At 69.8% G+C, this 11,867-nt stretch carries 10 protein-coding genes; 2 read left to right on the top strand and 8 right to left on the bottom strand.

The genetic code is table 11. The features are described from left to right. Position 1: 1 nt before the first annotated feature. From LDL49_RS34280 to LDL49_RS34245, 8 genes are read right to left on the bottom strand one after another with little or no spacing between them, the layout of a single operon-like run. Complete coding sequence (locus LDL49_RS34280; protein ID WP_225297378.1) at positions 2-1,321, bottom strand: sialidase family protein; 1,320 nt, start codon at positions 1,319-1,321, stop codon at positions 2-4. Beyond that, positions 1,318-2,100, bottom strand: coding sequence for an HpcH/HpaI aldolase family protein (locus LDL49_RS34275; RefSeq protein ID WP_225297376.1), 783 nt, complete (start codon positions 2,098-2,100; stop codon positions 1,318-1,320). Before LDL49_RS34275 ends, LDL49_RS34280 begins: the two co-directional genes overlap by 4 nt. Before the next feature lie 60 nt (positions 2,101-2,160). Next, positions 2,161-3,138, bottom strand: coding sequence for an aldo/keto reductase (locus tag LDL49_RS34270; protein WP_225297374.1), 978 nt, complete (start codon positions 3,136-3,138; stop codon positions 2,161-2,163). Beyond that, entirely contained in the window at positions 3,135-3,995 is an 861-nt protein-coding gene (locus LDL49_RS34265; protein WP_225297372.1) for an ATP-binding cassette domain-containing protein, read from the bottom strand. Before LDL49_RS34265 ends, LDL49_RS34270 begins: the two co-directional genes overlap by 4 nt. Beyond that, on the bottom strand, positions 3,992-4,861 hold the full coding sequence (locus LDL49_RS34260) for an ABC transporter ATP-binding protein (RefSeq protein WP_225297370.1): 870 nt from the start codon (positions 4,859-4,861) through the stop codon (positions 3,992-3,994). The genes LDL49_RS34265 and LDL49_RS34260 overlap by 4 nt, the downstream gene beginning before the upstream one ends. After that, positions 4,858-5,820 (bottom strand): ABC transporter permease, encoded by a 963-nt coding sequence (locus tag LDL49_RS34255; RefSeq protein WP_225297368.1) that lies wholly within the window; start codon positions 5,818-5,820, stop codon positions 4,858-4,860. The genes LDL49_RS34260 and LDL49_RS34255 overlap by 4 nt, the downstream gene beginning before the upstream one ends. Continuing rightward, positions 5,817-6,752, bottom strand: coding sequence for an ABC transporter permease (locus LDL49_RS34250; RefSeq protein WP_225297366.1), 936 nt, complete (start codon positions 6,750-6,752; stop codon positions 5,817-5,819). Before LDL49_RS34250 ends, LDL49_RS34255 begins: the two co-directional genes overlap by 4 nt. Positions 6,753-6,755: 3 nt before the next feature. Beyond that, positions 6,756-8,282, bottom strand: coding sequence for an ABC transporter substrate-binding protein (locus tag LDL49_RS34245; protein ID WP_225297364.1), 1,527 nt, complete (start codon positions 8,280-8,282; stop codon positions 6,756-6,758). Between the two features lie 359 nt (positions 8,283-8,641). Here LDL49_RS34245 and pdxA point away from each other — a divergent pair, with 359 nt between their 5' ends. Both pdxA and LDL49_RS34235 read left to right on the top strand, forming a co-directional pair. Then, on the top strand, positions 8,642-10,993 hold the full coding sequence (gene pdxA, locus LDL49_RS34240; protein ID WP_225297362.1) for a 4-hydroxythreonine-4-phosphate dehydrogenase PdxA: 2,352 nt from the start codon (positions 8,642-8,644) through the stop codon (positions 10,991-10,993). 38 nt (positions 10,994-11,031) lie between these two features. After that, positions 11,032-11,847, top strand: coding sequence for a DeoR/GlpR family DNA-binding transcription regulator (locus LDL49_RS34235; RefSeq protein ID WP_225297361.1), 816 nt, complete (start codon positions 11,032-11,034; stop codon positions 11,845-11,847). The last annotated feature ends 20 nt before the right edge of the window (positions 11,848-11,867 follow it).

The raw sequence follows: 11,867 nt of genomic DNA, 5'->3' as shown, positions 1-11,867 counted from the left end.
CTCAGAGCCCGTCGGTGCGGGCGGCCCATTCGGGTCGTACCCGGACGTACTTGATGACGCGGCGGTGGTAGATGAAGACGATGTGCAGGTCGCCGTCGGCGGTTTCCTGGATGGACGGGTAGGAGAACTCGCGGTTGAGGCCGTCACGAGAGTTGTTGGTCAGGCAGTAGCCGTCGCCTACCTCCAGATCGCGGCGGATCGGCCACGTGCGTCCTCCGTCCGCGGACAGCGCGAGGGTCATGGGCGCACGCGGGGCGCCCCAGAACGCGGTCCGCTCCTCGCGCCCAGCGGGTGCGGAGTCATCGCGCCCAGCGAGTACCGGCTCTTCGCTGGTCGGACTCGCCGAAGTGGCGGCTTTCGGCTCGGTCGGACTCGCCGAAGTGGCGGCTTTCGGCTCGGTCGGACTCGCCGGAGTGGCGGCGAGCCCGTCATCGTCGATCTCGTCGTACAGGGACGCCCGGCGCTCGACGGCGTCGGCCGCGCTGCTGGCGTTGAACACCAGTGCCAGCCGGCCGTCACTCAGTGTGACGTACTGGATGGAGGAGTTGTTGTTGGGCAGTTCGGTGGCGGCGGGAACACTCCAGGTCGCGCCCTCGTCCGCCGACCGGCTCGCGTAGATCGCATCCGCCCATCGGCTGCGGAACAGCGCGAGCAGCGTGCCGTCGGCCAGCAGGTGGACGTTCATGTGGACGCAGCCGGTGCTGTCGGGGACGGGCTGCTCGCGCCAGGTCCGCCCCTCGTCGTCGGAGATCATGAGCGAGCTGGTGTCACGGTCGCCGACCCAGCGCTTGCCCGGTGTGGTGACGCAGTTGAAGACGGGCAGCAGCCAGCGGCCGGACGGCAGCACCAGCACGGGCTGCCGGACGAAGACACCGCCGCGGCTCGTGGCGGGGAAAAGGGTACGTACGGGCCCCCAGGTGTGACCGTCGTCCCGCGAGATGCGGCAGCGGACTTCGGCGGTGTCCTGGTTGCCGGCGCGCTGGGCGGTGTACAGCAGCCACAGCTCGTCGGCGGGAGTGGGGAACAGGACGGGGTTCTGCTCGGAACGCGTCAGATCGTCGGACAGCCGCGTCGGCGTGGACCAGGCCTCCGCCCCCTTCTCCAGCCGGGAGAACCAGATGGAGATGTCAGAGACGCCTTCCTGCGTGCCGCCGAACCACACGCAGCCGAGATCGCCGTTGCCCAGCGCCATGATGTTGGCCGCGTGGTTCTGCACGGCGGGCGCGATCAGGTACGCCTCGGAGCGGTCGGGATCGGCGTCGTGAACGCGGATCACACCGTCCATGGGCAGGTCGGCGACGGCGGGCTGGGGCTCGCTCACGATTCTCCTCGGGAAAACTCGGCTCGGGCGTCGGTCAGGTGGGATTTCGCCACCTGTTCGAGGTGGACGAGGTCTGAAGCGACGGTCGCGAAGGTGTATCCCTCGGTCAGGCGCCTGGCGGCGCTACCGCCGTCGGGGGTGTGTGTCCCGGCGGCGATACCGGCGGCCCTGGCGGCTTCGCGCACCGTGACCAGCGCGTCCTCGAACCGGGCAGCGATCGCGGGATCACCGGGGAATGCGGCGCCCAGGGCCAGGGCCAGATCGGACGGGCCGACGTAGACCCCGTCCAGGCCGGGGGTGGCGCAGATCGCCTCGATGTTCGCCAGTCCCTGTGCCGTCTCGATCATGGCGAGGACCAGCACGGTGGCATCGCTGTCGGCGGGGCGCGGTCCGATGCGCAGCGCCGAGCGCATCGGCCCGTACGAGCGGCGCCCCTTCGGCGGATAGCGGGTCGCGGAGACGGCCGCCGCGGCGTCGTCGGCGGTGTCGATGAGCGGCACGATGACACCCGCGGCGCCCGCGTCGAGGGCGCGGCCGATGCGGGCGGGATCGTTCGCCTCGACCCTGACCAGGCCCGCGGACACACCGCCCGCGTCGATCGCCGTCAGACTGTTGAGCAGACCCGAGTAGCCCAGCAGGCCGTGCTGGACGTCCAGGCACACGTAGTCGTAGCCGAGGCGGGCGATGCGCTCAGTGGACACCGGCGAATCGAGGACGGACCAGTAGCCCAGTGCGGGTTCCCTGGCACGGATCCTGGCGGTGAAGTCGGTGATGCTCACTGCTGGTCTTCTCCTCGGTGGTCATCTCTCAAAGGGATCCGCTCTCAAAGGGATCCGCGCTCATCGGTTGTAGGCGGGCATGGGGCCACGCAGCGCCGCGCCCACGCTGTCACAGGCTGCCACGACGTCCTCGGGAAGCGGTCCGGCCGCGGCGGTCGCGATGTTCGCGCGGAGGTGTTCGGCCGTGGAGCCGCCGAGCAGGACGGCCCCCACGCCGTCGCGATGGAGCAGCCACCGCAGGGACAACTCGATGAGGGACAGGCCCGACTGCGCGGCGATCTCGCCGAGGGTGGTGACGGCCTCGAACAGCGCCTGGTTCCAGTAACGCTGCTGGTACATGGGTGCGAGCTTGGAATCGCCGAAGCGGCCCGCGGCCGGGTCCTGGTCGAAGGCGTGACGCCCGGTGAGCAGGCCCCCGCCGAGCGGGTTGTAGACCATGGTCGTCAGGCCGGTGCTCCGCGCGAACTCCAGGTATTCCTCCTCCACCCTGCGGGCTAGGAGGTTGTACAGCTGCTGGGCGACGACAGGACGCGGCGCGCCGACGGCTTCGGCGGTGTGGTTGATCTCCGCGATCTGCCAGGCCGCGTAGTTGGAGACGCCGAGCGCGCTGATCTTGCCCTCGGCGACGAACTCGGCGATGACGCCGAGCGTCTCGGCCGGCGGAGTGCGGCGGTCGGGCTGATGCAGGTAGAACAGGTCGACGTGGTCGACGTTCAGGCGGCGCAGGCTGCCTTCGAGGCTGGCGCGCAACCCTTTGGCGGACAACGGCGCATGATCTCCCGCGTCCGGATGGGGCATGCCGGCCTTGGTGGCGAGGACGACCCGGTCGCGCCGGGTGGCGAGCAGGGGCCCGAGAATGGATTCGGTCGCGCCGCCCGCGTAGGCGTTCGCGGTGTCCACGCCGGTGATGCCGGAGTCGAGCGCCAGGTCCAGCATCCGCTCGGCCTCTTTCGCGTCGGCCGTGTCACCGAACGTCATGGTGCCCAGCACCAGCCGGGACAGCCGGACGGGTGCCGCCGCCGGTAGGGAAGTCGTCATCGGTCGGTTCCTCGCTGAACGGGTGCCGCCGGGAGCCGCATAGCGGACGGGGCCACCAGCTCGCGCGGCTTGCGCCCGTGTATCGCCGTCGGATCCAGCGCGGCCCTGCGCAGGGCACGGGTGTAGGGATGGTCCGGTGCGGCCAGCACCTTCCTGGTCGGGCCGGACTCGACCAGGCGCCCTTCGCTCATGACGATGATCTCCTCGCTGATCTCCCTGACCACACCGAGGTTGTGGGAGATCACGACATAGGTGAGGCCGGTCTCGGCCTGGATCTTCATCAGCAGGGCGAGGACCTGCGCCTGCACGGACACGTCCAGCGCGCTCGTCGCCTCGTCGCAGACCAGCAGGTCGGGCTTGGAGGCGAGGGCTCTGGCGATGCCGATGCGCTGGCGCTGACCACCGGAGAACTCCGGCGGGCGGCGCTCCAGGGCCGTGGCCGGCAGGCCGACCTGGTCGATGAGCGTGGCCGCCTCCTTGGCCCGTGCGCGTTTGTCGCGCATTCCGCGCACGCGCAGCGGTTCGGCGACGATCTCCTGCGCCGACAGGTGCGGGTCGAGCGATCCGTACGGGTCCTGGAAGATCATCTGTACCCGGGTACGCATGGGGCGCAGCTGTTTCTCGCTCAGCCGGGCGATATCGGTGCCACCCACCACGATGCGCCCCGCCGTGGGCTTGACCAGCCGGACGATCGACCGGGCGATGGTGGACTTGCCGCAGCCCGACTCCCCCACGATGGCCAGCGTGCCGCCCCGCCGGACAGTGAAACTGACGTCGTCGACCGCGCGGAACACGCCGTGGGCGACGGGATAGTCCACGACCAGGCCGTCGACCTCGAGCAACGCGTCTTCGGTCATCGGGGTTCTCCCAGCGCTATGGGCGCGTCCGGAGACTCGCCGTCCTCGTCCCACGGGCCGAGCCGTGGGACCGCCGTCAGCAACTTCCTGGTGTACGGGTCGCGGGGGGCGTTGACGATCTGTTCGGCCTCACCGGACTCGACGAATCGGCCGTCCTTCATGACATGGATGCGGTCCGAGACGAGCCGGGCCACCCCGATGTCGTGAGTGATCATGAGGATGCCGATACCGGTGTTCTCCTGTACTTCGAGCAGCAGGCCGAGGATGCCCGCCTGGACGGTGACGTCCAGGGCGGAGGTGGGTTCGTCGGCGACGAGCAGGACGGGCGATCCGGCGAGCGCGATCGCGATGAGCACGCGCTGCAGCATGCCGCCCGACAGCTGGTGCGGATACTTGCCCAGCTGGGACGCAGGGTCCGGGATGTGCATCCGGGCCAGCAGGTCGACGGACCGCGAGACGGTTTCCGCCCTGGACAGGCCGCGGTGCCGCAGCCGTACGGCCTCGCGGAGCTGCTGCCCGATGGTGTGGACGGGACTGAGCGCCGTCATCGGATCCTGCGGGATGAGAGAGACGGTACGCCCGCGCACTTTGCGCACCGCGCGCGGGTCGGCGATGACGTCGACTCCCTGAAAGCGGGCCGTGCCGGAGAGAACCGCCAGCTCCGGGGGGAGCAGCCGCAGGATGCCCATGGCCGTGGTGGACTTGCCGGATCCCGACTCGCCGATGATCGTCACGGTTTCGCCGTGGCGGATGACGAAGCTGACGCCGTCGACGGCCCGGACGATGCCGGCCTCGGTCATCAGCTCGATCTGCAGGTCCTCGACCTCCAGCAGGGGACGGTCGTCCTCGTCGAACTCGGCGGTCATGCCCGGCTCACCTTCCCTTCCGTCTGCGGGCCCTTCCGCCGGCGAGCACGGTCCCGCAGGCCGTCTCCGAGCAGGTTGACACCGACGACGAGCAGCACGATGACCAGTCCGGGCAGCGTGACCAGCCACCACGACGTCGTGATGTAGTCCTGGCCGTCGGCGATGATGCGGCCCCACGTGGCGAACGGGCGCTGCGGACCGGCGCCCAGATAACTCAGCGCGCTCTCCAGCAGCACTGCCTGGGCCAGCAGCAGCAGGATCACGAGCGAGGCCTGCTTGACCACGTTGGGCAGCACGTGCCGGAGCAGGGTGGTGACGCGATGCAGGCCGAGCACGCGCGCCGCGGCCACGTACGGTTTCTCTCGCTCGACGAGCACGAGGGAGCGCGTCAGGCGGGCCACCTCCGGCCACTGCGCGAACGCGATCACGAAGGTGATGACCGGAATGGACGGGCCGAAGAGCGCGACGACGAGCAGCAGCATCAGCAGCAAAGGCAGCGACAGCTGCGCCTCCAGCAGGCGGGAGACCACGGTGTCGACCCAACCGCCGAAGAATCCGGCCGCCGCGCCGGCAATGAGGCCGATGACGCCGGACACGATGATGGCCAGCACGCCGACGGTCAGCGACACCTGGCCGCCGTGCAGGACCCGGGAGAGCAGGTCCCTGCCGAGCTGGTCGGTTCCGAACAGGTGCCCGCCGGTCAGAGGGGGCAGGCGGCGCAGGCTGAGGCTCTGCTCGTCCGGTCCGGGAATCGGCAGGAGGTTGGCCAGGGCGACGGGGAGGACGACCAGGGCCACGCCCACCGAGCCGACCCATATCTTCAGCCGCGCGCTCTTGCGGCGGCGGACCGCCGCGGATCGGGCGAGATCCTTGGCGGTCACCGCGCTGGGCCGCCCGGGCGACGCCGCGGTGTCCCGGCTGCCGGAGCCGTCGGCGGGACCGACTGTCGTGGCGGTCATGAGGCCACCGCCTTCCCGAGTCGCACCCGCGGGTCGAGCAGCGGGTAGGTGAGATCGATGAGGAGCTGGACGAGCACGGTCAGGACGGCCGTGACCAGGACGGTCGCCTGGATCAGCGGGTAGTCCCTGGTCTCCAGCGCGCGTACGACGAGCGACCCGACACCTGGCCAGGCGAAGACGACCTCGACCACCACCACGCCGTTGAGCATGGCGGCGAAGCGGGTGCCGAGCGCGGTCACCACCGGGACGGCCGAGTTGCCCATGGCGTAGCGCCAGGTCAGGCCGCGTTCGGGGATGCCGCGGGAGCGGGCGATCGTCAGATAGGGGGCGGCGAAGCCGGCTCCCATCTCCCGGCGCACCAAGCGGGAGATCAGCGCGATCTGCAGGATGCCGACGGTCACGGTGGGCAGCACCAGGCCGGCCCAGCTGGTGAAACCGGATGCCGGGAGCACGGGGACGAGCACCGCGAAGACGGTCAGCAGCATGATGCCGCTCCAGAACTCCGGCATGGACTGCCCGGCGATCATGGCCACGTTGGCCCCCAGCTCGCGGGCGGTGTCGGCGTGCCTGGCCATCCAGACGCCGGCCGGGATGGCCACGACCGCGGCGAACAGGATGGCGGACACGGCGAGCATGATGGTGTAGGGCATCCGGCTGAGGACGACGTCCAGAGCGGAGGCCTGGAAGGAGAAGGACGTGCCCAGGTTGCCGTGGAACAAGTCCTGGACGAAGATCCCGTACTGCTGTATGAGCGGTTTGTCCAGGCCGAACTGGGCTCGGATGCGGTCGAGCTCAGCCGTGGTGGCCAACGGGCTGGCGTATGCGGCCGCCGGATCCCCTGGTGCCAGTCGTACGAGGACGAACACCGTCGAGACGGTCAGGAAGATCGCCAGGATGCTCTGCCCGACACGCTGCGCAACATAGCGGACCACGATTCATCCATTCAGTCGCACGGATGCGAGTTCGTAGGAGTTGGTGGGACTGAGCAGCACGTTCTCCACGCGCTTGCGCCGGGCGATGACGGTCTTGGGGACGAAGGCCCACATGCAGGGCCAGGTGTTCCAGATCTCCTTCTGGGCGGTGGCGAGGACGCTCTCCCGGACCGCCTTGTCGGTCTCTTGCGAGGCCTTCTCCAGCAAGGCGGCGATCTTGGGGAACACGTAGCCCTGGTAGGTGTCGCGGGTGGCCTCCTTCTCCTTCGTGCCGGCGAACATGCCCTGCAGCGGCGTCAGCGCCAGCCCGGTCGGGCCGGGATAGCCGTTGCCGAGCACGTCCCAGTCGCCGCCCCGCCCCTGCCGCCACTTGGAGATGTCGCCGCCCGGCTGGAACTGCTGGAGTTCGGCCTGCACGCCGACCGCCTTGAGCATCTCCACCACCGCCTCCATGACGCTCGTGTCGTTGGCGAACTCTCCGGTCTCCCAGATGATCTTGATCTTGAGATCCTTCACTCCGGCGGCGTCGAGCATCTGCTTGGCCTTCTGCGGGTCGTAGACGTATTCGCCCGTCTGGACCGCGCCGGTCAGGGTGTCGGCCACCACGCCTCGAGCGGGGGACACCGAATCGGCGAAGACGTCCTTGATCAGGGCCGGGCCGTTGATGGCGTAGCTCAGCGCCTCACGTACGCGCGGGTCGGCGAGCGGGTGCCCGGCGGGCTTGCGGAAGTTGTAGAAGAGCTGGGTGATCCGCGTGCTCGGCACCTGCTGCACCTCTACGTCACCCAGCCCCGACAACTGGCTGATCGCATCGGGGGAGATCGCGTCGATCACGTCGACCTCGCCGCTGCGCAGCGCGACGACGCGGTTCGCCTCCTCCGGCAGGAACCTGACCTGGACGGTCTTGATCGCGGGCGCGGGGCCCCAGTACTTGTCGTTGACCTGCAGCGTGTACTCGCCGGTGCCCCGGTTCGCGGCGGTGACGACGTACGGGCCCGATCCCACGCCGCCCTGGAGTTCCTCAGGTTTGTTGGCGGCGGCGGGGGTGATCAGGATGTTGGCCATCAGGTAGTCGAGCGTCGGCACCGGATGCTTGGTGACGAGCTTGAAGGTGGCGGCGTCGACGGGGGTGACCGTCGGCCATTCGGGGAAGAGGCCGGCCAGGAACGATCCGGGGACCTTCTGGTACATCCGCAGCGCGGTTGCGACGTCTTCGACCGTGACCGGGCTGCCGTCGGAGTAGCGGACGCCGTCGCGCAGCTTGACCGTCCACTCGGTGGGCGCCGTCAGCTCGAACCGCTCGGCCAGGACGTGCTGCACGGTGAGCTTGGGGTCGATGAAGGTCAGCGCCTGACGGACGCCGCGCTGGACGGTGACGGCGGCATCGAACTGGTTGAGCTTGTTGTCCAGCGACACGAGCGAGCGGTTGAGCGCCAGGGTGATGCCGGAGCCGGCGGCGGCCCCGCTGCCGGCGCCCACGCCGGGCGCGCTCCCCGGTCCCGCGCAGGCGGCCAGGGGACTCAGGGTCATGGCCGCACCCGTGAGAGCGCCGAGACGGAGAAGACTGCGACGGGAGAACTGGGGGCCGCTTCCGGGATGAGTCACTGGGCTTCTCGCTTTCTGAACCGTCCGCAGTGGAACGCCGCTCAACAGCGGCCGTCTGCCAGGACCGGATGTTTCCCACGTCACAACGATGTTGCTGCACCATTACACGGCTGCGCATCTCGCGCAAGAGGTCTAGCGCATTTTGTGCAAGCTGTGACATCATCCAGTCAAGACGAAGGCTACGCCGACGTGCCCGCCTCGCTCCGGAGCGGATCGCGCATGAGGATTCGCGAACGCCGCGAGAGCCTTCCTGACCTGCAAAGATCAATCACACCGGGGGTTCCTTGACGCCCAAGCCCAGCACGGCCGCGCACGGTGTCCTCATCGTGGCCGACGACCTGTCGGGGGCAGCCGAGTCCGCAGCACGAGTCATGATGCGCGAAACACGCACGAGGGTCCTTCTCACTCATGACGCCGTGCGCGGCGAGCGCGATCTCGCCGGCATCCTGGTCGTCGACACCGACTCCCGGCACCGGCAGCCCGCCGAAGCCGCCGCGGCGGTGCGTTCCACGCTCGCGGCGGCCGCCGGGCGGCCGCGGCTGATCTTCAAGAAGATCGACTCTCTGCTGCGCGGCAACGTCGCGGCGGAGGTGGCCGCGCTCGCGGCGCCCGGGGCCGCTGTCGTCCTCACCCCTGCGCTGCCCGGCCTCGATCGGGTGGTACGCGGCGGTGTGCTGTACGTGGCCGGTGTCCCCCTCCATCTGGTGAACGCCTGGGCGGTGGATGGCGTCCCGGCTCCAGAGTCGGTCGAGGCGGCTCTGGCGCCGCTCCCAGTCCGCGTGCTGGATCTCGCGACCGTACGATCGGATCGCCTTTCCGCGGCGATCGCCTCCTGCGCGCGGGATGCGCGCGTCGCACTGTGCGACGCGGAGACGGATGAGGATCTGGACGCCGTGCTGCGTGCCGCGCTGGCCGTGCCGTCGGTGCGGCTGGCCGGATCCGGCGGGCTCGCCGACGCGCTCGGACGCCATCTGCGCAGTCTCGGCCCAGCCGCCGGGGAACATTCGCCTGTTCCCCCGTCTGTTTCGCGGCGCGGCGGCGTGTCCTCACTGGCCCCGCTCGTCGTGGTGGGCAGCGCCGAGCCGGTCGCGGCCGAGCAGGTGCGCCGACTGGCCGAGGCCGGAGCCGTGCCCGTGGCCCTGCCTCTGACGGCCCTCCTCGGCACAACCGACGGCCGCGAACCCCTCCCCCGCATTCCCCTCGGCGACCGGGCGGTCGTGGCCTACCTCGATTCAGCCGGCGTCGTCCTCCCGGCGGCCTCCCGTGACATCGCGCGCCGGCTGGCCGAGACCGTCGCGGACGCGGTGCGCGCGTACGGGAGGCCGGTGGACCTCGTGCTGACCGGCGGCGAGACCGCCCGGCGCGTCCTCGACGCCCTCCAGGTGCGGGAACTGACCCCTGTCGGGCAGGTGCACCCGGGAGCCGTCCACTCCCGGACGGCCGACGGCCGTTCAGTGGTCACCCGCCCAGGCAGTTTCGGAGGAGCCGACTCACTCGTCGAGATCGTCAGGGCCCTGGCCCCGCACTCCCTCGGATCTCTTGACCCCACTCTCTCCCAACGCGAAAGCTCCCACAACCAAGCGAAAGGTCCCGTCGTGAGCATCAGCACTGCCGGCGTCAGCCGACAGCCGCGCACAGCGGCCACTCCGATCATCGCCGTCACCATGGGTGACGGTGCCGGTGTGGGTCCGGAAGTCATCGTCGGCGCCCTCCAGGACGCCGGCACCGCCGGACTCTGCCGTCCGGTCGTCATCGGCGACGCCGTACGGCTGCGCCAGGCGGCCGACATCCTCGGGATCGACACCGAGATCGTCGCGATCGACACGGTGGCCGATGCCGTGTTCCAGCCGGGACGCCTCAATGTCATCGACCTGGGGCTGCTGCCGGCGGACCTGCCGTGGGGGAAGATCTCCCCCGTGGCGGGGGCGGCCGCGTACCACTATGTCCGCGTCGCCAGCGAGCTGGCGATGGCCGGGGAGGTGCAGGCGATCTGCACGGCGCCGCTGAACAAGGAGGCCCTGCACGCGGGCGGCTACATCTTCCCCGGCCACACCGAACTCCTCGCGCACCTGACCGCGACCGGCGAGGTGTCCATGATGTTGTCCTCGCCGAAGATCCGGGTCATCCACGTCACCACGCACATCGGGCTGATCGACGCCATCGCGAAGATCGAACCCGGCCTGGTGGAACGGACCGTCCGCCGTGGCCACGAGGCGCTGCGGCGGGCCGGGATCGAGAACCCGCGCATCGGCGTGTGCGGCATCAACCCGCACGCCGGGGAGAACGGCCTGTTCGGCTACGGCGAGGAGGACGAGAAGATCGTTCCCGCCATCGAGGTCCTGAAGGCCGACGGCATCGACGTGCAGGGGCCGCTGCCCGCCGACACGGCGTTCTTCGTCGCGGGACGTGGCGACTACGACCTCATCGTGGCGATGTACCACGACCAGGGGCACGGCCCGGTGAAGATCCTCGGCATCGAGGCCGGGGTGAACATCACCGTGGGCCTGCCCGTGATCCGCACGTCCGTGGATCACGGAACCGCCTTCGACATCGCGGGGAAGGGCGTCGCCGAGGTCGGTAGCATGATCGAGGCGCTGCGGCAAGCCGCCCAGATGTCTCCCAGTCCGGCGAGCTGATCCGGGACCGTTGAACGACAAGCCGAGAAGGAGGAGCGTTGTCCAGGAACTCTGACCGTCGGCGCGCCGAGATCGTGCGCCTGGCCACGACCAGTGGTCTGGCCAGTGTCGAAGAACTGTCCGCCACGTTCGCCGTGACGCCCTCCACCATTCGCCGCGACCTCGCCCGGCTGACCACGCAAGGGCTGCTGACCCGGACGTTCGGCGGCGCGATGGCCGTCGTCGCCCACCCCGAGGACTCGGTACGCCAGCGCGTCGGGGACGCCTTCGAGGCCAAACACGGAATCGCCCGATGGGCGGCGCAGCAGATCGGAGCCGGCGAGTCCGTGCTGCTCGACGCCGGCTCGACCGTCGCGGCGCTCGCTCACGAGCTGCGCTCCAGCACCCAGCTCTTCATCGCCACCACGAGCTTGACCGTGCTCAAGGAGCTCGGCGACGTCGAGAGCCTCCATGTGGAGTGCCTCGGCGGCCGGCTGCGCCACCTCAGCCAGGGGTTCGTGGGCCCCATCACCGAGGCCTCTTTGGAGCGGATGTCGTTCGACCGCGTCTTTCTCGGGGCTGACGGAGTCACCGCCGACCGAGGCATCTGCGAGGCCGACCTCCAGCAGACCCGGCTCAAGGAGCTCATGGCCCGCAGCTCCCGCAAGACCTACGTACTGGCGCATGCGGCCAAGCTTGGGCGAGGTCCGTTCCACGCCTGGGTGCGCCTCCCCCGGCCCTGGACTCTGGTGACCGACGACACGGCCGCGGAAGACGCGCTGGCCCCGTTCTCCAGAGAGGGAGTCGAGGTGATCGTGGTCGACGTCGAAGGCCAGATCAGCAAGCCGAAGCCGGCCGCGGGCCAGCCGGCATAACCCCAAACCCCCTTGTGTGG

This window comes from Nonomuraea aurantiaca, from assembly GCF_020215705.1.
GTDB lineage: Bacteria > Actinomycetota > Actinomycetes > Streptosporangiales > Streptosporangiaceae > Nonomuraea > Nonomuraea aurantiaca.
Note: the sequence above shows the minus strand (reverse complement) of the source record. Positions and strands in the feature narration are given on the sequence as shown.